This is a genomic window from Pseudomonas sp. GM84 (genome assembly GCF_000282535.1).
In the GTDB taxonomy this organism is placed as follows: Bacteria; Pseudomonadota; Gammaproteobacteria; order Pseudomonadales; family Pseudomonadaceae; genus Aquipseudomonas.
Map to the genome: position 1 here is coordinate 1 of NZ_AKJC01000195.1, position 21642 is coordinate 21642.

The 21642-nt window shown below is 65.5% G+C and carries 20 protein-coding genes and 1 tRNA gene; 6 read left to right on the forward strand and 15 right to left on the reverse strand.

The genetic code is table 11. The features are described from left to right. Positions 1-110: 110 nt before the first annotated feature. The 7 genes from PMI38_RS16210 to PMI38_RS16240 are packed head-to-tail and all read right to left on the reverse strand — an operon-like array spanning position 111 to position 6444. Positions 111-1082, reverse strand: a complete 972-nt coding sequence (locus tag PMI38_RS16210) for a Csu type fimbrial protein (protein WP_008096004.1) — start codon at positions 1080-1082, stop codon at positions 111-113. Next, entirely contained in the window at positions 1079-3463 is a 2385-nt protein-coding gene (locus tag PMI38_RS16215; RefSeq protein ID WP_008096005.1) for a fimbria/pilus outer membrane usher protein, read from the reverse strand. The genes PMI38_RS16210 and PMI38_RS16215 overlap by 4 nt, the downstream gene beginning before the upstream one ends. Before the next feature lie 12 nt (positions 3464-3475). Further along, the gene (locus tag PMI38_RS16220; protein ID WP_008096007.1) at positions 3476-4243 is read right to left on the reverse strand and encodes a fimbrial biogenesis chaperone; all 768 of its coding nucleotides are present in this window, start codon (positions 4241-4243) and stop codon (positions 3476-3478) included. Positions 4244-4282: 39 nt separating this feature from the next. Beyond that, positions 4283-4786, reverse strand: a complete 504-nt coding sequence (locus PMI38_RS16225; protein WP_008096009.1) for a Csu type fimbrial protein — start codon at positions 4784-4786, stop codon at positions 4283-4285. Positions 4787-4795: 9 nt separating this feature from the next. Beyond that, positions 4796-5329, reverse strand: a complete 534-nt coding sequence (locus tag PMI38_RS16230; RefSeq protein ID WP_008096011.1) for a Csu type fimbrial protein — start codon at positions 5327-5329, stop codon at positions 4796-4798. Between the two features lie 20 nt (positions 5330-5349). Beyond that, a complete protein-coding gene (locus PMI38_RS16235; RefSeq protein WP_008096013.1) occupies positions 5350-5886 on the reverse strand; it encodes a Csu type fimbrial protein in 537 nt (178 codons plus the stop codon). 30 nt (positions 5887-5916) lie between these two features. Further along, positions 5917-6444: a Csu type fimbrial protein gene (locus PMI38_RS16240; RefSeq protein WP_008096015.1), complete on the reverse strand. Its 528-nt coding sequence runs from the start codon at positions 6442-6444 to the stop codon at positions 5917-5919. Between the two features lie 243 nt (positions 6445-6687). Between PMI38_RS16240 and PMI38_RS16245 the strand changes: the two genes are divergently transcribed. From PMI38_RS16245 to PMI38_RS16255, 3 genes are read left to right on the forward strand one after another with little or no spacing between them, the layout of a single operon-like run. Next, positions 6688-8958 (forward strand): ATP-binding protein, encoded by a 2271-nt coding sequence (locus tag PMI38_RS16245; protein WP_043273781.1) that lies wholly within the window; start codon positions 6688-6690, stop codon positions 8956-8958. 15 nt (positions 8959-8973) lie between these two features. Continuing rightward, positions 8974-9435, forward strand: a complete 462-nt coding sequence (locus tag PMI38_RS16250; protein WP_008096020.1) for a response regulator — start codon at positions 8974-8976, stop codon at positions 9433-9435. Between the two features lie 13 nt (positions 9436-9448). Beyond that, positions 9449-11836 carry a hybrid sensor histidine kinase/response regulator gene (locus tag PMI38_RS16255; RefSeq protein ID WP_008096022.1) on the forward strand — a complete coding sequence of 796 codons (2388 nt, stop codon included), beginning with the start codon at positions 9449-9451 and terminating at the stop codon, positions 11834-11836. Between the two features lie 179 nt (positions 11837-12015). Here PMI38_RS16255 and PMI38_RS16260 read toward each other — a convergent pair. Then, positions 12016-12090, reverse strand: a tRNA-Gln gene (locus PMI38_RS16260). Positions 12091-12363: 273 nt separating this feature from the next. Between PMI38_RS16260 and PMI38_RS16265 the strand changes: the two genes are divergently transcribed. After that, positions 12364-12606, forward strand: a complete 243-nt coding sequence (locus tag PMI38_RS16265; RefSeq protein ID WP_008096024.1) for a hypothetical protein — start codon at positions 12364-12366, stop codon at positions 12604-12606. A 1-nt stretch (position 12607) separates the two neighbouring features. On the opposite strand, the gene PMI38_RS16270 is transcribed toward PMI38_RS16265, so the two are convergent. Next, entirely contained in the window at positions 12608-13033 is a 426-nt protein-coding gene (locus tag PMI38_RS16270) for a DUF1810 domain-containing protein (protein WP_008096026.1), read from the reverse strand. Positions 13034-13191: 158 nt separating this feature from the next. Here PMI38_RS16270 and zapE point away from each other — a divergent pair, with 158 nt between their 5' ends. Continuing rightward, positions 13192-14277, forward strand: coding sequence for a cell division protein ZapE (gene zapE, locus PMI38_RS16275; RefSeq protein ID WP_008096028.1), 1086 nt, complete (start codon positions 13192-13194; stop codon positions 14275-14277). Positions 14278-14388: 111 nt separating this feature from the next. Here the strand turns inward: zapE and PMI38_RS16280 are convergent, their stop codons facing one another. Continuing rightward, positions 14389-16278, reverse strand: a complete 1890-nt coding sequence (locus PMI38_RS16280) for a propionyl-CoA synthetase (protein WP_008096030.1) — start codon at positions 16276-16278, stop codon at positions 14389-14391. A gap of 181 nt (positions 16279-16459) precedes the next feature. On the opposite strand from PMI38_RS16280, the gene PMI38_RS16285 reads away from it, so the two are divergent. Further along, entirely contained in the window at positions 16460-17326 is an 867-nt protein-coding gene (locus PMI38_RS16285) for a LysR family transcriptional regulator (RefSeq protein WP_008096031.1), read from the forward strand. On the opposite strand, the gene PMI38_RS16290 is transcribed toward PMI38_RS16285, so the two are convergent. The 5 genes from PMI38_RS16290 to PMI38_RS16310 form a co-directional block, all read right to left on the reverse strand. Beyond that, positions 17300-18457 carry an HPP family protein gene (locus PMI38_RS16290; RefSeq protein ID WP_008096034.1) on the reverse strand — a complete coding sequence of 386 codons (1158 nt, stop codon included), beginning with the start codon at positions 18455-18457 and terminating at the stop codon, positions 17300-17302. The genes PMI38_RS16285 and PMI38_RS16290 overlap by 27 nt on opposite strands. A gap of 298 nt (positions 18458-18755) precedes the next feature. Beyond that, positions 18756-20075, reverse strand: coding sequence for an ATP-binding protein (locus PMI38_RS16295; RefSeq protein ID WP_008096035.1), 1320 nt, complete (start codon positions 20073-20075; stop codon positions 18756-18758). Continuing rightward, positions 20072-20740, reverse strand: coding sequence for a response regulator transcription factor (locus PMI38_RS16300; RefSeq protein ID WP_008096038.1), 669 nt, complete (start codon positions 20738-20740; stop codon positions 20072-20074). The genes PMI38_RS16295 and PMI38_RS16300 overlap by 4 nt, the downstream gene beginning before the upstream one ends. Beyond that, positions 20741-21055, reverse strand: coding sequence for a PepSY domain-containing protein (locus tag PMI38_RS16305; protein WP_008096040.1), 315 nt, complete (start codon positions 21053-21055; stop codon positions 20741-20743). Further along, positions 21055-21363: a PepSY domain-containing protein gene (locus tag PMI38_RS16310; RefSeq protein ID WP_008096043.1), complete on the reverse strand. Its 309-nt coding sequence runs from the start codon at positions 21361-21363 to the stop codon at positions 21055-21057. Before PMI38_RS16310 ends, PMI38_RS16305 begins: the two co-directional genes overlap by 1 nt. Positions 21364-21642 lie beyond the last annotated feature (279 nt).

The window sequence follows — 21642 nt, forward strand, 5'->3', positions numbered from 1 at the left end:
AGCGGGCTTGTCCCGCGAACCAGGGCAAAGCCCTGGCCATACACCTCTATTGTCTGGGCCGGCCCTTTCGCGGGGCGAGCCCGCTCCCACAAAGCCCACGCATTAACCGCTCAGAACTGCACGTCCAGTATCACCGAGTCGGTATAAGTCGCCGCCGGCGGCGTGGCCTGATCGGTGTAGACCTTGGCGTTGTAATTGAACACCTGGCTGCCGGTGCCGGTCCCCGCGCCAGGGTTCACATCGGCATCACTGCTGGCGCGCCGCGCGCTGCTCACCGAGCCCCAGCGCACGGCACCGGCGCTCTTGAAGATGTCGTAGGCCAGGTAGTTGTTGGCACTGGACTTCATCCGCCGTCGGCCACCCGAGACGTTCTGCCCGTCATCCAGTCCCACCGTGTAGGTGCTGCCTTTGGTGCACGACACGCTCACGTTCTGGTTCACCGTACCAAACCCGGCCACCACCGGCGCACTGCCGAAACTGATGTTGGGCGTGGTGATCTGGCAGTCGTTGCTCACCGTCAGGGTGACGTTCAGGGTCTGGGTGCCCTTGTCGATATCACGCCCCAGGCAGATGCTGCCCACGCCAATGCCCGAACAATAGTTCCAGTCCCAGAAGATCTGCAGGGTTTCCCGATACACGCCTGCCGCCACATTGCTGCCTACCTGGGTACGAAGATAGATTGGCACTGCCTTGGGTGTCGTGCCATTGAGCAAGCCCAGCAGGTCGAGGATGCCATTGCGCGCGAAGTCGAACCTCACGCCGCGGGTAATGGGGTAGCGGGTCGTGTTGTCGGCGTACAGGGTGTAGCCGATGACATCGCCCGTCGGGCCCACCAGCCCGGCAGTGCTGGACGTGATGGTGGCGTAGAAATGGTCGTTTGAACTGAGCAGGGTGAGCAGCGAGCCGGTGCATTGCAGCCCTGAGTTGGTGGTGGAGGCGTTCTGCACGGTGCTGAGTACCACCATCGAGCTGACGGTACCGAACCCCGCCGGCGCGGTGGCCACCGATGAACACAATGCCCAGGCCGAGCCTGCCTGCAGCAGCAAGAGGCCAGCCATGACACCCCGTGCAAGCCGGTTCATCGACATTCCAGCGGGCCGATCAGCGGAACGGTGCCCTGTGCAGGCGGCAAATCGAATTCGACCTGACATTGCCCTCCTCCTTCGATCGCCACCTGCAGGCGGTTGTGTGTCGCCAGGTTTTCCAGGTACACCAGGCCATCCCAGCCCACCACTGCCTGAGCGCCGCTTTCCTGATGAGTGACGGTGCTGCCCAGCTTCAAGGGCTGCTGGCTGCCGTCCACCAACTCGATGCTGGCCGCCAGCACGCGCTTGACCGGGAACTCCAACAAATAACCACTGCCGCGGCGCACGGCCACCCGCTGCTCCACTTCGGGGGCCAGCACATCGGGCGGCAGGTCCATCGGATCGATTTCGTACTTGCCGCGGTAATAGCCACTGCTATAGGGCACCAGCAGATGCCCGCGCTTGTCGGTGCGGCCGATCTCCTGGTTCTCGTAACGCACCGGCACGTCCGCATAGCCGTCGGTGCTGACCACCACAAAGGCATCGTCGATGCGGTTGGCGGCGAACATGCCGCTGTCCATCCATACCAGCGAGCCACTGGCATCGCCCCAGCGGGTCATCTCGCCGCTGTTGCCATAAACGCCAGCTTGCAGCTGCACCGACTGCAGGCGCCAGGTGACGTCGGCCTGGCGGTAGGCGTCGCGGTCGCTGCCGGTGGCATAGCCGAGGTTGTAGCCCACGCCAGCGCCCACCGGCACCGCGCGGCTGTAATTGACCCGCTGCACGTCCTCGCCGTCCTTGCTGCGCTCCGTGCTCACGGCCAAGGTGCCGTTGAAGTCGAACGGGATCACCAGTTGCGCCTGCACCGCCCACTGGCTGTCGCCGACTTCGCGGTTGGCCGACAGGTAGACGCTGCTATTGCCCCACAGGGGCTTGCTCCAGCTCAGGTTGATCAGCCGGGTGCGCGTCCCGTCACCGGCGCGTACGTCGAAGTAGCCCGCGCCAAGGCTGCCGTAGCGGTCCAGGTTCAGGCTCAGGGTCACTTGCTCGCTGCGTTGGCTCAGCTGCATGTCGGAGGTATCGACACGACTCAGGTCGGCATAGTCGCCATGGCGCTGCAGGCGCTGGTAGCTGAAGCCGATGCGCTGGCTGTTGTACTGGTAGCCAATGGCAACCTGATGACCGTTGTCGCCGTCGAACTGGCTCTGCGCCAGCGCCGCGTTGAGCACGCCGAAGTTGCCCAGGCGCATGTTGCCGCCCAGGCCTCCGAGCAGCAGCGATTCGGCCGTTTCAACGTGGCTTTCGAGGGTGAAGTAGTCACTGAGGCCGTAGCGCAGGTTGGCCGAAGCGACACCGGGGCCATAACTGAAGTCCTCGACGGCGTAGTCGCGACGCAGGCTGCCGGCGGCCACCGAGTAGTCCGACAGGCCTTTTTGCAGCAGGCTGCTGGTGACGTAGAACGGCAAGGTAGTGGACACCTGGCGACCGAGGGCATCGGTGGTGACCACCACGGCCTCGCCGGCACCGTTGATGAACGGCACGTTGGTCAGGGTGTAGGGGCCAGGCTGCAGTTCTGTGGTGCTGGACTTGTAGCCATTGATGAACAGGTCCAGCGACGTCGGCACCACCGCCTCGCCGGCGAACGCGGGCAACGGATAGGTGACCAGGTCCGGGCGGGCAGCGAAATCGCGCGACAGCTGCAGGCCACCGAGACGCACCGAACTGGTCCAGGGCAAGGCACCGGTCACGAAGTCGCCGGCTTCATAGGTCAACAGCCGCTGTTCGTCGGTGAAGCGCCAGGTGGTGTCGTAGCGCAGAAAGCCCTGGCCGCCGTCGTCGCCTGGCGCGCCATTGAACGACTGACGCCACTGGCCCGTGGTGGCGAAGGTGCCCCAGCTGTCGAACAGGCGCAGCTCGTTCCAGGCGGCCAGGTAGGTGCCGCCGTCATCGGTGTCATTGAGGTACAGGTCATAGTTGAACAGGGCGCCGAAGCTGCTGCGCGCCTCGCTGGGCGGATACAGGTTGCGATCGCCGAGCTGCTGGTCCGGCAGCCAGGCCGGAGGCACTTGTAGCAGCAGCCGCTGGTTTGGGCTGTCGTAGTCGCTGTGCAGGCCTTCGAGCTCATCCAGTGCGACTTCGCCCTGGGGGTCGCCCGGCAGCTTGATGCCGGCCGCGCGCAGCACCTCGCTGTCCAGGAACAGGCGCCCGGCCCGTTGCTGCACCGGCACCAGCTCAGCCCTGGGCACCTGGTTCACCAACAGGTCGAGGTACAACGTGGCGTCGGCTATGGCGGCGGCCTCCGTGGGTGGCGGCGGCAGGTCGTCGGCCAGCACCAGGCCCGAGCCCAATACGGCCAGGCCGAGGCAGCAACGGGTCGCCCGCGACAACCATCTCACGCACGGATTCCGACCATTGACGGGTCCTCCCTGGGCCCTCATTCAGTAACGGGCTCATTGCTCTTGGCTTATCACTTCGGCCACTTCCTGGCCATTGACCCTCCCCTTGAGCCCTCCCGGTGCCACCGGCGCAGGCCAGCGCATGCTGGCGCCGGGCAGGACATAGCCAAGCAGCCCTTCGGCCAAGGGCTTGGCCTGGCCGCCTTGCTGCACCACCACGTCGGTCAGGCGGGCATGCACCGGGCCCGTATTGCGCAGTTCGACATAGGATTTGCCCTGCACCATCACCGGGCGCCAGCTCAGTTGCGGCTTGCCGACGCCACTGGCGTTGCGCTTGCCCTCCGGGTCCGGCTTGCCCCACAGGCCTTCGCCATAAACGAACAGCGGCACCGAGTAGCGCATCTGCAGGCGGATTGCGGCCGTGGTGCCCTGGTTGCCGGCATCGGCCGGCAGTGGCGAGGGAATTTCGTCGATGATGATGCGGTAGGCCTGCTCCTGGCCGGCGGGCGAGCTGCCGGTTCGGGTCAGGCGGATCAGTTGCTTTTGCCCGGGCGCCAGGGTCGCCACCGGCGGGCTGCCGATGATCTCGCGCTGGGCCTGGAACTGTTCCTGGTAATCGCCCTGGCGCCAGGCGAAGACCCGCACCTGCAGGCTGGCCGGGGCCGTGCCGCGGTTCTCCAGCCACAACGCACCGGCCTTCTGGTCAGCCTCCAGCACCGGGTCGATGGGCCAGATCAGTACCGAGGTGGCCGCCCCCGCCGGCATGCTCGCCAACAGCAACAACCCGATTACACCCTGCGCCCACTTCGCGCCTGCCCGCATGCCACTCTCCTTGGTCACGTGAAATGCGTGGCGGTGCCGTCACCAGGTCACCGTCACTTGCACGACATCTGTATACGTTCCGGCCGGCAACTTGCCGGTCAGTTGGGTGCGGCCATAGACCGGCAGCTTGATGGCCGTCGGGTCGCTGTAGCTGACTACCAGGCTCTGGCCAATGCCCAGTACCTGGCTGTAGCCCGCATCCTGATAAAGCTGGTAGGCCAGCACTTGCGTGCCGCCGTTGCGCTTGAGGTAACGCGTGCCGCTGGCGCTGTTCTGGCCGCCGTCCAGGCTCATGCTCAGACTCACACCGGGGGTGCATTGGAAGGTCACCGTAGAGCCGCCCAGGGAGGTGCTGAGGATCCCGGTGGACAGCGCCGACTGGCTCCCGTAGTTGAGTACGCCATAGTTGGTCACCCCGCCCATCACCAGGCAGCCGGCGACGATCTGCGCGGTCACCTGGAACGTGCTGTTGGTCGCCGCATCGAGCGGCGCAGCCAGCAGCACGCCGAGCCCTGTCAGGCAGCCACCCAACCAGGCGCGCATGGCCGCGACTCAGAACGACAGCTCGACGGCGACGGTGTCGGTGTAGGTCCCTGCCGGCAGACCTGCCTTGCCACGGGCCTGGCCATACAGGTTGACGGTTTGCGCCGCGCCGGTGCTGGTCGGCAAGGTAATGGTGTCGTCGATGTTCAGCAGCTGGGTATGCCCGGCGTCGGTGTAGAAGTCATACGGCACGAAGTTGCCGACGCCATCGGCCAGCGCGCGCGTGCCACCGCTCGACTGGCCATCGTGGGCCCCCGCCCGCACGCGGATGGCCGGCACCGTGCCGGGCGAGCAAAGGATGCTCAAGGCGCCACCACCACCGCCCAGCACCTGGCCGGGAGCATCAGTGAAGAAGGCCTCATGGGTGCCGAAATTGAGGGTACCGAAATTCAACCCCGAGCTGCCCCCGCTGCCATTGACCTGGCAGGCCGCCGTCAGCGTCAGGGTAGAACTGATGGTGCCGGTCACCGTGGCGGCTTGGGCATGGGCTGCCAAGGCCAGGCCAAGCCCGGCGAGGATGCAGTGGGTAAGGTTCGTTCGCATCAGGGATCTCCTTGCGATGGTTACCAGTCCAGGGTCACTCTCAAGGTGTCGCGATACAGCCCGGCAGGCAGCGCGCGCGGTTGCGCCACCACTACGCCGTAAATAGGAATCGGAATCTGCTCGGTGCCGCTGATGGTGAAGGCACGGGCCTGGCCGATGCCGTAATGGCTGTTGCCGCCCGGGTCGACGGCCAACTGATAAGGGATCGTCTCGCGCCCGTTGCTCAACCTGCGCACGCCATCGCTGCCATTCAGGCCGCCGTTGATGCGCACGTTGAAGGCCCTGACCTGGGGCGTGCAACTGATCTGCAGGCTGCCCTCGCCACTCACCTCGTCGACCTGGCTGCGCAGCGGCTGGTCCCAGTTCGGCCCGCGTTCGCCGAAGTCCATCACGCCGGGGTTGCCCAAGGTGGCCGGGGGCTGGTCGCCGCTGATGATCTGGCAGGCGGTGCTGATCACCAGGCGGGCCTGGATAAAACCGGTGGTGGCGCCGTGCGCGCTGTCAACGGGCAGCAGCAACGGGCCAAGGCCAAGCAGCAGGATCGAAGTGCGATTCATGGCGTGGGATCCTTGTGCATGGCGGCCTCGCTACCAGGTGACCGTGACTTTGAGCAGGTCGGCGTACTGCCCGGCTCGGGGCACCCAGGCCAGCTTGTCGATACGGGCGTAGAGCGGCAGCTCGACAGTGCCGCTGTCCGGTACCCGGGCAGCCTGGGCCTCCCCGACGACCACCGGCTCGCGCCAGGCCGCGTCACGAAAGAGGCGATAGGGAATCGGCCGAGCCTTGGCATCATTGCTGGCCAGGAAACGCAACTCGCCTACCCCGCCATGCTGCCCCCCGTCGATGCGGACCTGATAGGGCGTGTCGGGGTTGCATTCCAGGCGCGGCGGGCGGCGGTTGAGCAACACGCCACTGAGGGGAGCGCCAGGGCCATCCAGGCGCGCCGTGGCACCCAGGTCGATCCGACCCAGGGCCTGCGCACCCGCATCGCGAGTCTGGCCGACCAGCATGCAGCCACGCTGCACCTGCACCCGCACTTCCACAAGAAAGTCCGCCGCACCAGCCAAGCCGCTCAACAACAGGCCCAATAGCGCGGCCACAAAGCGTTCCGTCACTGGGTAATCCTTGTTCTTGTCCTCTGAATCTGAGCGTAGCAGCGGTTGGCGAACGCGTGATGGCTGAGTGCCATTCTTTTGTGATAACGACAAAGTTCTAGGCGCACCAACAATTTTGTCGATCTCCGCGAACCCAGGCCCATCCTTCGCCTCCAATGGCCATGGGCCGGAAAAGCGGCGCACATTCTGTTACGGTGCTTTTCCGGCACGGGTATCAGACGCATGCGCCATGCAAGGACGAACATGACAGGAGCGTATTCATTGAGCACCGCAGACAAGCTACTCGCCGAAGCCGTGGAACGCTGCGCCCAGGAACCTATCCAGGTGCCGGGCAGCATCCAGCCACACGGTTTCATGCTGGTACTTGACGAACCGAGCCTGCGCATCGTCCAGGCCAGCGAAAACGCCGAGCGCTGGCTGGGCATACCCGCGCAGTCGCTGGTGGGGTGCAGCTTCGCCGAGATGGTCAGCGCGCAGTTCGACCTGCGCGCCCAACTTCAACGCCTGCCCGATGACCAGGTATTCCCCTTTCACCTCGGCGATGTGCACTTGCGCCCTGACGCACCCTGCAGCGACAGACTGCGCCTGCTGACCCACCGTCACGACCAGGTCCTGATCGCCGAATTCGAACCCGTTCGCCTGCCCGCCGACCTCAACGACGACGGCGACTACTACCCGCTGCTGCGCGAGTTCGTCGGCGGCCTGCACACGGCAAGCGACCTGCAGGCACTGCTGCTGCAGACCGTGCAACAGCTCAAGCGCATCACCGGGTTCGGCCGGGTGAAGGCCTACCGCTTCGATGCCGAAGGCAATGGCCAAGTGCTGGCCGAGGTGGCCGACGACGGCTACCCACGCTACCTGGGCTTGTGTTTTCCCGCCTCCGACATTCCGCGCCAGGCCCGCGAGTTGTACCGGGTCAACCGAATCCGCGTGATCGAAGATGCCAACTACCAGGCCTCGCCCCTGCTACCCGCTGCCAACCCGCGCACCGGCAAGCCACTGGACCTGAGCTTCGCCGCCTTGCGCAGCGTATCGCCGGTGCACCTGCAGTACATGCGCAACATGGGGACCTTGGCGTCGATGTCGTTGTCGATCGTGGTCGACGGGCAGTTGTGGGGCCTGGTGTCGTGCCACCACGCGCAACCGCGCGCGGTCGACTTGCGCACCCGCACCGCCTGCGAACTGCTGGCCAGCGTGCTGTCGCTGCAGATCGAATCGCGCGAGTCCCACGCCCATACCCGCCAACGGCTAGACCTGCGCCAGCACATCGTGCGGATGATCTCGTCCATGGCCGACCACGACAGCGTCAGCGACGGCTTGCGCGCCTTGCCCCAGGTACTGCTGGACTTCGCCGGTGCCAATGGCGCAGCGGTGATATCCGCCGAGCGCTGCGACCTGTTCGGCCACACCCCGCCTGCCGCCCAGGTCAATGCACTGGTCCATTGGCTGTCGCAACGTGGCACCGAAACGGTGTTCCACAGTGACAACCTGGCCCGTGACATCGACGAACTGCCCGAGCTGACCGCGCATGCCGGCGGCGTGCTGGCGGTGGCTATCTCGCAGATCCACTCGCACTACCTGCTGTGGTTCCGCCCGGAGCAGGTGCGCACGGTGCACTGGGCCGGGCGGCCAGACAAGCAGATCGGCCCGCAGGGCGCACTCAACCCTCGGCACAGCTTCGAGCACTGGCAGGAACAGGTCAGCGGCTTCAGCCAGGCGTGGGATCCGCAGATCATCGAAGGCGTGATGGAACTGCGCAGCGCCGTGCTCGGCATCGTCCTGCGCAAGGCCGAGGAGCTGGCGCAACTGAGCAACGAGCTGCGCCGCTCCAACAAAGAGCTCGAAGCGTTTTCCTACAGTGTGTCCCACGACCTGCGGGCGCCGCTGCGGCATATCGCCGGCTACACCGAACTGCTCGATGAAATCGAAGGTCAGAACATGGGCGAGCGCGGCCGGCGCTTCCTCACCCACATCGAGGAAGCGGCACGCTTTGCCGGCAGCCTGGTAGACAACCTGCTCAACTTCTCGCAGATGGGCCGTTCGGCGTTGCGCCTGTCGGATGTCGACCTCAATGCCCTGGTCGAAACCATTCGCCAGGAGCTGGCCCCGGACTACGAAGGCCGCGAAATCATCTGGGACATCGCGGCGCTGCCCAAGGTGTACGGCGACCCGGCTTTCATCAACCTGGCCCTGCACAACCTGCTCGCCAACGCCATCAAGTACACCCGTGACCGTGCGCCGGCGCACATCGAAGTCGGCGCGCACCAGCACAAGGGGGAAACCGAGGTCTATATTCGCGATAACGGCGTCGGCTTCGACATGGCCTACGCCAGCAAGCTGTTCGGTGTGTTCCAGCGCCTGCACCGCATGGAAGACTTCGAGGGCACCGGGATCGGCCTGGCGAGCGTGCGGCGCATCATCGAGCGCCACGACGGCCGGGTCTGGGCCGAAGGCCAGATCGGCCAGGGCGCCTGTTTTCATTTCACCCTTCCCCGTCATACCGAGACTAACTGAGGCACCCGTACCATCATGCTCAAGCCCATCCTGCTGGTAGAAGACAACCCCCGGGACCTGGAGCTGACGCTCCTGGCCCTGGAGCGCAGCCAGTTGGCCAACGAAGTCATCGTCCTGCGCGACGGTGCCGAAGCGCTCGACTACCTGCTGCGCCGCAACGCCTATGCCGAGCGCGACGACGGCAACCCGGCAGTGCTGCTGCTGGACCTGAAGCTGCCCAAGGTCGACGGCCTGGAGGTGCTCAAGGAAGTGCGCGCCACTGCCGAACTGCGCAGCATCCCCACGGTGATGCTGACCTCCTCGCGGGAGGAGCCCGACTTGCTGCGCGCCTATGAACTGGGGGTCAACGCCTATGTGGTCAAGCCCGTGGAGTTCAAGGAATTCGTCGCTGCCATTTCCGACCTCGGGGTGTTCTGGGCCGTGCTCAACGAACCACCCCCTGGCTCGCTGCGCCTGAACAGGCGTGGCAGCAACTGAGGCCCGCGCGAAGATGCTGCCAATGCCGCTGAAACTGCTGATGGTCGAAGACAGTTCGATGGACGCCGAGCTGACCCTGCTGAGCCTGGAGCGCAGCGGGTTGCAGGTTCGTTCGCGGCTGGTGTTCGATCACCAGGCCGCCGAGCATGCCCTGCTCGACACCCGCTACGACCTGATCCTCTGCGACTGCGTGCTGCCCGGCTCCTCCGGCACCGATGTGCTGGCCATCGCCCAGCGCCTGGCCCCGGACACCCCGTTCATCTTCCTTTCCGGCATCTACGGCGAAGAACACGCGGTGGAGATGATTCGCCTGGGCGCCACCGACTACGTGCTCAAGAAAAACCTGCCGCTGCTGCCCAAGGCCGTGCGCCGCGCCCTGACCGAGGTGCAGGAGCGCCAGCGGCGGCGCCGCGCCGAGGAAGCCCTGGCCGATGTCGAAGCGCGCGCACGCATTGCCATCGACGCCGCGGGCATGGGCACCTGGGACTTGCGCCCGCACGAAAACCTGCTGATCTGGGACGACCGCTGCAAGACCCTGTTCGGTGTGCCCCTGGACACCGAGATGAGCCTGGACGTGTTCTACGCCGGCATCTACCCGGACGATGTACCCCGGGTGCGCGAGGCTGTGGAACAGGCCATGCGCCCGGACAGCGACGGCCTGTACCGTGTCGAATTCCGCATCGCCCAGCCCAATGGGCTGGAGCCGCGCTGGCTGCTCAGCAGCGGCCAGGCCCAGTTCGTCGAAGGCCAGTGCACTCGGTTTTCCGGCGTGCTGCAGGACATCCACACCCAGCGCCAGGCGACCCTGGCGCTCAAGCAGCTCAATGAGATGCTGGGTGAGCGGGTCGAGCGCCGCACCCGCGAGCGTGACCGCGCCTGGGAGCTGTCCCAGGACCTGCTCGCAGTGCTCAACAAGGACCTCACGCCGGTCGCGCTCAACCCGGCCTGGGAAGCCAGCCTGGGCTTCTCGCGCGAGCGCCTGAGCCAGGCCTCGCTGCTGTCATTGCTGCCCGAGCCCGACCAGGAATCGCTGCTGGCCGAGCTGGCCGCCCTCGCCCACGGCCGCACCAGCGCCCGCTTCGTCGGCCGCATCCGCCACGTGACCGGGCAGTTGCGCTGGCTGTCCTGGGTGGTGGTGCCGGAAGACACCTTGCTCTATGTGGTGGCCCGGGACATCACCAGCGAACGGGAAACCGCGCTGGGCCTGGCCGAAGCCAACGACCGCCTGCGCGAGCAGATCACCGAACGCGAGCGCATCGAAGCCGCGCTGCAGCAGATGCAGCGACTGGAAGCGGTGGGCCAGCTCACCGCCGGTGTGGCCCACGACTTCAACAACCTGCTGACGGTGATCCTCACGGGCGCCAGCTTCCTGGAGCGCGACCTGGCCAAGGCTGACGTGGACAAGGCGCGGTCACGCCTGACGCATATTCGCGAGGCCGGTGAGCGCGGCGCCAAGCTGACTTCGCAACTGCTCGCCTTCTCCAGGCGTCAGCGCCTGGAGCCGGTGCCACTGAACCTCAACCGCACCTTGGGCGGCCTGGAAGAACTGCTGCGCCGCACCCTGGGCGGCAACATTTCCGTGCGCCTGGACCTGGACCACACCTTGTGGCAGGCGCTGACCGACCCGACCCAGACCGAGATGATCATCCTCAACCTGGCGATCAACGCCCGCGATGCCATGCCCGAGGGTGGCCAGTTGACCCTGTCCACCCGCAACACGCGGATCAAGGCCCGCGCGCAACGCCCGGAAGACCCCGAGCCAGGCGAGTACGTGATGCTGAGCATTCGCGACACCGGCTGTGGCATGAGTGAAGAGGTGCTGGGCAAGGTGTTCGAGCCGTTCTTCACCACCAAGGACATCGGCAAGGGCTCGGGCCTTGGGCTGGCCCAGGTGTTCGGCTTCGCCAAGCAGTCAGGCGGTGGCGTGCGCATCGATACCCAGCCTGGGCTCGGCACCCAGGTGGCGGTGTACCTGCCGGCGGTGAAGCATGAAGTGGAAAGCGAGCCGATTGCCCCGACGATTTCCGAGGCGGTTGGCGACAGTGGCCGCGACCGCACGGTGCTGTTGGTGGACGACGATCACCTGGTACGCGACCTGCTCGGCGATGTGCTGCGCCAATACGGTTACCAGGTGCGCCAGGCCCACAACGGCGAACAGGCGCTGGCGTTGCTGGATGAAAGCATCGACCTGTTGCTGACCGATTTCGCCATGCCCGAGTTCAACGGTGCCCAGCTGGCGCTGGCGGCGCGCGAACGGCATCCGCGGTTGCCGGTGGTGTTCTTGACCGGTTATGCCGAGTTGCAGGGGCTGGAGATGCCAGAAAGTCTGGTGCTGCAGAAACCGGTGCAGGCCGAGGAGCTGGCGCGGGCGCTGGATGAGATGCTGCGGGTGAACCGATAGTTTTGTAGAACCTGCACTGGCCCCATCGCCGGCAAGCCGGCTCCCACAGGGGGCGCGCTGGCTTCAATGTGGGAGCCGGCTTGCCGGCGATGGGGCCAGCACAAACGACAGAAACGACAAAACCCAGCGCCGATGTCATCTGCACTGAATGAAGAATAGGTATTTGTATCGAGAGAAAATGGCAGGGGCGGCTGGATTCGAACCAACGCATGGCAGGATCAAAACCTGCTGCCTTACCGCTTGGCGACGCCCCTGTATCGGATGCAGCTGATGCTGCCCAGACAATTCCAACTTGGCGACAACTGGGTTGTTGTCTTGGAATGCGCGGCACTTTAACAACATTCTTTTCACCTGGGAACCCCCTCACGCAAAAAAAATGCTTTAAAACAGCAAGTTAGTGTTCCCTGGCACGATTCGCGGCCACGCCGGCCCCACCACCCGTCGTTTTTCCGCCGGCTCGCCCCAACACAATCGCATTCCGCCCTTCCAATCAGGTAAGCGAACTGCGAAGACCAAGGAGGCCCCCCATGCCCGTTTCCCACGACCTGTACCAGGACCTGCACTACCCCCGCGAAATCGTCCAGCAACGCCGCCAGCAAGACCAGACCCTCGACCGCCTGCTCGACGAATACATGGACATCGACAACCAGGTGCTGGCCGCCGAGTCGATCTCGGCGGGCAACTTCCAGGACGACGACCTGCGCCATCTCAAGGAACGCCGGCTGACCGTGAAGTACATGATCGAGCGCCAATTGGAGCGCAAGGCCTGAACTAGCGCCCCAGCAGCGCGAGGGTGCGCAGGTCAGGCTCGCCTGCGTAGAACTGCGCGAGGGCGAGCTCGAACAGCGGATGGTCAGGCGCGACCTGGCTGAACAAGGTCAGGCACGAGCGCAGCTTGAGGTCGTCGGGGCTGCCGAGGATCTCGCGGGCGCTCTTGTCGCTGTGCTGCACGAGCGCGGTCACGCAGGCCTCCAGGCGCGGCCCCAGCAAGGGATGGCCAAGGTAGGCACGGGCCTCGTCGAGGCCGGACAACGCATAGCGCTCGGCCATGATGCTGTGGCCCAGGCCGTCCAGCTGGGGGAACATGTACCACATCCAGTGGCTGCGCTTGCGCCCGGCCTGGAGCTCCTGGATCACCTGGTCGTAGACCCGGTTCTGCGCCTCGACGAAGCGCTCGAGATCGAAATCGCTGGGCATGGCCACTGCTCCTCTGATCGGTGCCTTTCCTTAGCCTACGCCTGTATGGGCAACCTATCTCGCCAGCCGATCATTGCCCCGCAGTTTATCTATTGGTCAGAATGGCCTCCCTCGGGCAAGCTGCACGCTGCCCTGCCTTCGCCCAAGGAGCATCGCCTTTGTCTGCCTGGATCCCTTCCCCGCTGCGCCAGCTCGGCCAGCGCCTGAGCGGCGCATCGCCCCACCAGAGCGAACTGCTCGACTGGTTCGAAGACAAGGCGCAAGGCCGTGGCTATCAGCTCAGCGATGGCCAGCGCCGGGTCATCCACAGCATGGCCGAGCAGCTTGCCGTGTTGCCGAGCGGCCAACCGCGCAGCCTGTACCTGCATGGCTCGGTCGGGCGTGGCAAGAGCTGGCTGCTCGACGGCTTCTTCCAGGCCGTGCCCATCGAGGCCAAGCAGCGCCTGCACTTTCATGACTTCTTTGCCCGCCTGCACCAGGGCATGCACCGCCACCGGCTGCAGGACGATGCGCTGGGCGCGACCCTGAATGAACTGCTGGGCGATTGCCAGGTGCTGTGCTTCGACGAATTCCACGTACACGACATCGGCGATGCCATGCTGCTGACGCGGCTGTTCAATGCCCTGTTCGAGCGCGGCATCTTCCTGCTGCTGACGTCCAACTACGCGCCCGAAGGGCTGCTGCCCAACCCGCTGTATCACGAGCGTTTCCTGCCGGTGATCCGCCTGATCAATGGCCGCATGCAGGTGCTGGAAGTGGGTGGCGATACCGATTTTCGCAGCCTGCCGGCCAACCGCGAGCACCAGCGGTTTACCCAGGGGCATTATGTGTGGCCGGGGGATGCACAGCAGCGCCAGGCGCTGAAGGTGCCGGAGCAACAGCCGGTGATACTGGAAGTGAACAAGCGCCCCTTGCGCGCGCTGGCCATCGAGGGGCGGCGGGTCGTGTTCGCCTTTGACGATCTGTGCGAGAAGGCCACGGCGGTGATCGACTACCTGGTGCTGGCCGGGCAGTACGATGAGTGGATCATCGAAGGGCTGGACGATCTGTCGGAATGCACGCTGGCGGCGCAGCAGCGGTTCGTCAACCTGGTGGATGTGCTGTATGACCAGGACCGCCAGGTGACGGTGATCGGGCGGCGGCCGCTGGAAGAAAGTCTGGGTGGGCCGCTGGCCGACCTGATGCGCACTCGAAGCCGGTTGGGGCAGCTGCATCAAGCAGGGCCTGAGGGCTTGATTGGCTGAACGGGCCCCATCGCTGGCAAGCCAGCTCCTACAGGTTTCCCCTGTTCTCAAGTCCGGTGGGGTACCTGTGGGAGCCGGCTTGCCGGCGATGAGGCCTGCCAGGTCACCCCATCAACCCGCCCGCGGCAAATCCGCCAGCACCGCCTCTATCTCCCCCAACACCGCCGGATCATCCAGGGTCGAAGGCGGCACATACACCTCCCCATCGGCAATCTTGCGCAGGACCGCCCGCAAGATTTTCCCGGAGCGCGTCTTGGGCAGCCGCTTCACCAACCGCACCCGGTTGAAACACGCCAGCGCGCCGATCTCCTCGCGCACCCTGCCCACCAGCTCCACCAGCAACTGCGCTTCGGTAATGCCCTCGCCATCCTTGAGCACCACCAGGGCCAGTGGCACCTGCCCCTTGATCTCGTCATGCACGCCGATCACCGCACACTCGGCCACGGCCGGGTGACGGGCCACCAGGTCCTCCATCTCGCCCGTGGACAGGCGATGCCCGGAAACGTTTATCACGTCATCGGTACGCCCCATGATGTAGACAAAACCCTCGTCATCCAGGTAGCCGCCATCGCCGGTATGGTAGTAGCCCGGGTAGGTGCGCAGGTAAGCCTGCAGGTAGCGTTCGTGATCGCCCCACAAGGTCTGGCTGCACCCCGGTGGCAACGGCAACGCGATGACGATGGCGCCCTGGTGATCAGGGCCGAGCAGGTGCCCCTCGTCATCCAGAACCTGTACGTGGTAGCCGGGCACCGCGCGGTTGCTCGACCCCGGCCGCGCCGCACTGCCCTCCAGGCCCACGCAGGGTGCAGTGACAGGCCAGCCGGTCTCGGTCTGCCACCAGTGATCGTGGACCGGCTTGCCGCTGACCCGCTCCAGCCATTGGTGCGTGCTGGAATCGAGCTTCTCCCCCGCCAGGAACAGCTGGCGCAGCGAGCTCAGGTCATGCCGGCGGATCAGTTCGCCGTCCGGGTCTTCCTTGCGAATCGCCCGCATGGCGGTCGGCGCGCAGAACAACGCATTGACCCGGTACTGCTCGACCACACGCCAATAGGCCGAGGCATCGGGGGTGCGAATCGGCTTGCCCTCGTAGAACACCGTGGTGCAGCCGCTCATCAGCGGCCCGTAGACGATCAGCGAATGGCCGACCACCCAACCGACATCGGAGATGCCCCACCACACATCGCCCGCCTGCATGCCATAGATGTGGCGCATGGCATAACACAGGGCGACCGCGTTACCGCCGTTTTCGCGCACGATGCCCTTGGGTTTGCCGGTGGTGCCGGAGGTGTACATGATGTACAGCGGGTCACCGGCATCCAGCGCCACCGGCGGCACCGGCTGGGCAGTGGCCAGCGCTTCGTGCCAGTCTAGGTCACGCCCCGCCTGCAGCTGCGCGCGGGCCTGGGGCCGCTGCAGCACCAGCACATGGCGCGGCTGGTGGCGGGCCAGTTGCAGGGCGCGGTCGACCAACGGCTTGTACTCGATCACCCGATCGAACTCCAGGCCGCAGGACGCCGTCAGCAACAGCGTCGGCCGTGCATCATCGATGCGCAGGGCCAGTTCGTTGGCGGCAAAACCGCCGAACACCACCGAGTGCACCGCGCCGATGCGCGCGCAGGCCAGCATGGCCATGGCCGCCTGCGGCACCATCGGCATGTAGATGATCACGCCATCGCCCTTGCCCACGCCAAGCTGACGCAACAGGCCGGCCAGGCGGGCCACCTCGTCATGCAACTGCTGGTAGGTGAACGACTGCTGCACGCCGGTCACCGGCGAGTCGTAGATCAGCGCCGCCTGCTCGCCCCGGCCCTGCTCGATCTGGTGGTCGAGGGCCAGGTAGCAACTGTTCAGGCGCCCGTCGGCGAACCAGCGGTGGGTGCCGTCGGGGTTTTCCTGCAGGGTCAGGGACGGTTTGCGGTACCAGGCCAGGTGGTCGGCCTGTTCGGCCCAGAAGGCGGCAGGGTCGGTAATGGAATGCTCGTAGCTGTGCTGGTAGGTCATGGTGACGAGAACCCGGTACTTGTTGTTATAGAGGGGCGAATCTTGAGTATGGACCGCCACGCCGGGCCCGCCATGGGACTAAAGTCACAACCCATATGCAGATTTGCAGGGCGCGCGAAGCCGCCCCATAACGGTGCAAAGTCTCTAGAATAGGCGACTCTTTTTCCTCACCGAGCAGCCCATGGACATCGATCAGGCCCGTACCTTTCTGGAAATCGTGCGCTGCGGCAGCCTGGTCGCCGCCGCCGAACGCCTGTTCGTGTCGCAGACGGCCATCACCGCCCGGGTGCAGCGCCTGGAGCAGCAACTGGGTTGCCAGCTGTTCGTGCGCAGCCGCAATGGCGCCAGCTTGACCAGCGACGGCGAAGCCTTCGTCAGTTATGCCAACCAGCTGGTGCAGACCTGGGAGGCGGCGCGGCGCGACCTGCCGCTACCCCAGGGCTGCCAGCAGGTGCTGCATGTGGGCAGCGAGGTGAGCCTGGGCAACCCGATGCTGCTCGACTGGGTCAGCGCCTTGCACCGCGAGTTGCCCAGCCACGCGATCCGCAGCGAGGTGAGCGATGGCGAGTCGCTGTTGCGCAAAGTGGAGATGGGCCTGCTGGACGCGGTACTGGTGTATCAACCTACCTACGGCCCGGGCCTGCAGGTAGAGCAGTTGATGGAGGAGAAGCTGATCCGCGTGCGCCGGGTCGATCGGCCCGAACCGTACATCTACATCGACTGGGGCGAGGCCTTCCGTCGCCAGCACGATGCCGCCCTGCCCGACTGCGCCCGCCCGGCACTGAGCTTCAATCTCGGGCCGTTGGCCCTGCAGTTCATCCTCGACCAGGGAGGCAGTGGCTATTTCCGTACCCGCGTGGTGCAGGCCTACCTGGACAGCGGGGTGTTCGAGCGGGTACCGCAGGCGCCGGAATTCACCTACCCGACCTACCTGGTGTACCCGCGCGAGCGTGACAGCGAAGCCTTGCAGCAGGCCTTCGCGTCGTTGCGCCGGCTGGTGGAGGCCGGCGCCAGTGATTGGTCACAACGCTGGGACCCGGTGATCTGAAACGCGGTCGGCGGCACTGAGCAACTGACGCTTGAGGCCGGCGATCAGGTCGGTCTGGGTGATCACGCCAACCAGTTGCTCGCCGTCGAGCACCGGCAGGCAATGCAGTCCTTGCTCGCACAACAGCGGCAACAGGCGTTCAAGCGGGTGCTGGCTGCTGACACTGACGACACGCCGGCTCATCACCTGCTCCATGCGCACCGCCTTGCGCCCGAACAGGCCACGCCAGCTGAACTGCCCCCGTTGCATGGCCGGGCCGACCAGGTCGCTGAGGCTGACGATGCCCACCAGCTTGCCCTGCTTGAGCACGGGCAAGGTTTTCAGGTGGTGGCTGGTGAGCATCTTCCAGGCCTGCTCCAGGGTGGTGTCGGGGCCGGCGAACTGCACATCGCGGGACATCACCGAGGCGGCGGTGATGCCACCGAGGCTGCGCTGCAGGGCGTGCTGCTCGGTGGCCAGAATGATGCGTTCCAGCTCGTCGCGGGTGACGTCGACGAATTCGCCCAACTCTTCCAGGGCCTGGTCCAGGTCCGCGCCGCGGATGCCGACCCGCTCGCTGGGCAGCGGGTCGTGGGTGTGGTGCAGGTCTTTGCGCGGCGCCTTGCCTTTGGGGTACTGCACGCCGGTCAGGCGGTTATACAGCACCGCTACCGCCACCAGGATCAGCGCATTGAGCAGCACCGGTTCGAGCAGGTGGTCGCCCATGGCCGTCAGCCCCGAGTCGGCCAGCACCGCACTGACCGCCACACCGCCTCCCGGTGGGTGCAGGCAGCGCAACAGGCACATCACCAGCAGCGAGAGGCCCAGGGCCACGGCGGCGACCCACAGCTCGGCGCCGAAGCCCTCGCGCATGGCCAGGCCCACCGCGCCGGCCAGGGCATAGCTGCCGAGCACCGGCCAGGGCTGGGCCAGCGGCCCGGAATGCACGGCAAACACCAATACCGCCGAAGCGGCCAGCGAGCCGAGCAAGTGCAAGGCGATGCTGGGCCCGTAGGCCAGGCTGGTCAGCCAGCCGGCCAGGAACAGGCCGAGCAACGCACCGATACCGGCACGCAACCATTGTTTGGGGGGGATGTTCAGGGGCGCAGGCAACAGCCGCTGCAGACGACTTTCGGAACGCGAGGCAGACATTTAAGTGATCGTATCGGTATTTTTTTGATTTAAAAGAAAGCCCAGCCGAATTGGCCTGGGCCCTGGAAGGGGCTCCGTCCGTGGAGAGATGGAAACCGCAGGGTTTCTTGAAGGGGATTGTGCCGGGAGGGGGTGGGCTTGGGCCAATTCAAAAAAATGCGGCTGTACTGCAATATTTTTGCAGTGCTGCTACGGGCCTCTTCGCGGGACAAGCCCGCTCCCACAGGATTTCCTCAAATCTCAAGGACACAGGGATACCTGTGGGAGCGGGCTTGTCCCGCGAAAGGGCCAGCGCGGATCAACGCCCCTTGCGCGGCAATTCGATACTCACCCGCAACCCGCCCAAAGGGCTCTCCAGCAAGGCCAGCACCCCACCCCAGGCGTCGACGATATCCCGCACGATCCCCAGCCCCAACCCATGCCCGTCAACCTGCTCATCCAGCCGCGACCCCCGCTCCAGCACCTGCAAGCGCTGGCTTTCAGGAATCCCCGGTCCATCGTCGTCGACCCACACCCGGTAGCCATCTTCAGTGGGCGCAATCCCCAGCCGCACCTCGCTGTCCGCCCACTTGCACGCGTTGTCCAACAGGTTGCCAAGCAGTTCCAGGAAATCCTCGCGATCCCACGGCAGCAGCAGCCCCGGTGGTACATCACGCGTCAGCAGCAGCCCTTCGCCATGGATCATCCCCAGGGTGGCGAGCAGCCCCGGCAACTCGGAGTCACAGTCGAACTGGGCCCCCGGCAGCGCATCACCCGCCAGTCGCGCGCGGTTGAGTTCGCGCGCCAGGCGCTGCTGAATCTGTTCCAGCTGCTCGCGCAGTTGCGTGCGCACTTCCGGCAAGTCCTTGAGGCGCTCGCTGGACGCCAGGCTCAGCAGCACCGCCAGCGGCGTTTTCAACGCATGGCCGAGGTTGCCCAGGGCATTGCGCGAACGGCGCAGGCTGTCTTCGGTATGGCTGAGCAGGTGGTTGATCTGGCCCACCAGCGGCGCCAGCTCGCTGGGCACCTCGGCATCCAGTTGCGAACGCTGGCCCTGCTGCAGCTGGGCGATCTGTTGGCGGGCGCGCTCCAACGGGCGCAGCGAGCGGGTCACGGTGATGCGCTGCAGTACCAGCACCAGCAGCAATGCCACCAGCCCCATTCCCAGGCCGATCTGCTGCAGGCGCCGGAAGCTTTCGCGCACGGGTGAGTAATCCTGCGCCACGCTGATGGTGATGTTCTGGCCCAGGCGTCGATAGTCGGCGCGCAAGGCCAGCAGTTGCTGCCCTTCCGGTCCCAGTTCGTGGCTGTCGGAAAGCCCGGGCGCAGCCGGTTTGGGCATGTCCAGGTCCCACAGCGAACGGGAGCGCCAGGTGCCCTGCTCGAAATCGATGCGGAAGTAGTAGCCCGAGAACGGACGCTGGTAGGCAGCGGAAACGCGTCGCTCATCCAGCTGCAGGCCCGAAGGCCCACGCACCAGGGCCACCAGCAGATTTTCGCTTTCCTTGCGCAGGCCGTTTTCCAGGTAACGCTGCAAGCCGGCTTCGAACAGCCACAGGGTGAGTTGCGCCAGCACCACGCCGACCACCACCAGCACGGCCACCAGGCCCAGGCTCAAGCGTGCCTGGATCGACTTCATCCGACGTTACCGGCGTACAGGTAGCCTTGCCCGCGGCGTGTCTCGATGACGCTGCGGCCCAGCTTGCGGCGCAGATGGTTGACATGCACTTCGAGCACATTGGAATCGCGCTCGGTTTCGCCGTCGTACAGGTGCTCGGCCAGGTGGCTCTTGGAGAGGATCTGCTGCGGGTGCAGCATGAAATAGCGCAACAGGCGGAACTCGGCAGCAGTCAGCTGGATATCGACACCGTCGCGGCTCACGCACTGGCGGCTTTCATCCAGGTGCAGGCCGGCCGCTTCGAGCGTTGGCTGGTTGGCCAGGCCCCGGGCACGGCGCAACAAGGCCTGGATGCGCAGTTGCAGCTCCTCTGGATGGAACGGTTTGCTCAGGTAGTCGTCGGCCCCGGCCTTCAGGCCCTCGATCCGCTCGGCCCACGAGCCGCGCGCAGTAAGGATCAACACCGGGGTAACCAGGCCGCCGGCCCGCCACTGGGTCAGCACGTCAAGGCCCGGCAACCCCGGCAGGCCGAGGTCGAGAATGATCAGGTCGTAGGGCTCGCTCTGGCCCTGGTACACCGCATCACGGCCATCGGCCAGCCAGTCCACGGCGTAGCCCTGGCGCTGCAGGCCGGCGATCAGTTCGTCGGCCAGTGGCACGTTGTCTTCGACAAGCAACAGGCGCATTCAGTCGTCTTCCTCGTCTTTGAGCAGGGCGCCGGTGCTGGCATCGAGCTTGATCTCGCGCACCACGCCCTGGGGGGTCAGCAGCTCGACTTCATACTGGTAGCGGTCATCGTCCTGTTCCAGCTCCGCCTCCAGCAAACGCGCCCCGGGGTAACGCCCCAAGGCGGTTTCCAAGAGTTGTTCGAGCGGCAGGATGATGCCTTGCTGGCGTAGCTTGAGCGCTTCATCCTGGTCCAGGTCGCGGGCCATGGTCAGGGAACAGACGGCCAGCAGCGAAAGCGCCAGGTAACGCGCCGGCCGGGGCAAGTGGATCATCAGCTGTCTCGCGCGTCCTTGAGCACTTCACCGGTCTTGGCGTCCAGGTCGACGTCCCATTCGACGTTCTGCGCGTCGCGCAGCTCGACCTTGTAGATCAAGCGGCCGTATTCGTCTTCGAGCTCGGAATCGGTGACCGTGGCGCCTGGGTGCTTGGCCACGGCGGCGGCCTTGAGCTCATCCAGCGACTTGATGGTCTTGGCGTTGACCAGCTTGACCACTTCATCCGGCTGGACGTCTTTGGCGAATGCCACGTTGGCGCCCAGGGCAAGGGCGGCGGCAGTGAACAGGGCAGTGATGGTTTTCATGTGTGCTCTCCTGAGGGACGTACAAGTTGTCTACGGGGTTAAGATTACCCAGCGGTCCTTAATTCAACCTGAAAACAGCTGGCGCCATGATAGCGCAGCTTGGGACCGCGTCGCCTTGATCGCCGGCAAGCCGGCTCCCACAGGTTCTGTGCCCTGCGCGGTCGGTGTGGGAGCAACTGTCTTGCTCAATTTCTAAAAGCTGGCGCGATTCCTGTGGGAGCGGGCTTGTCCCGCGAACACCGGCGAAGCCGGTGCCATGCTCCGCGCTGCCTGTTTCGC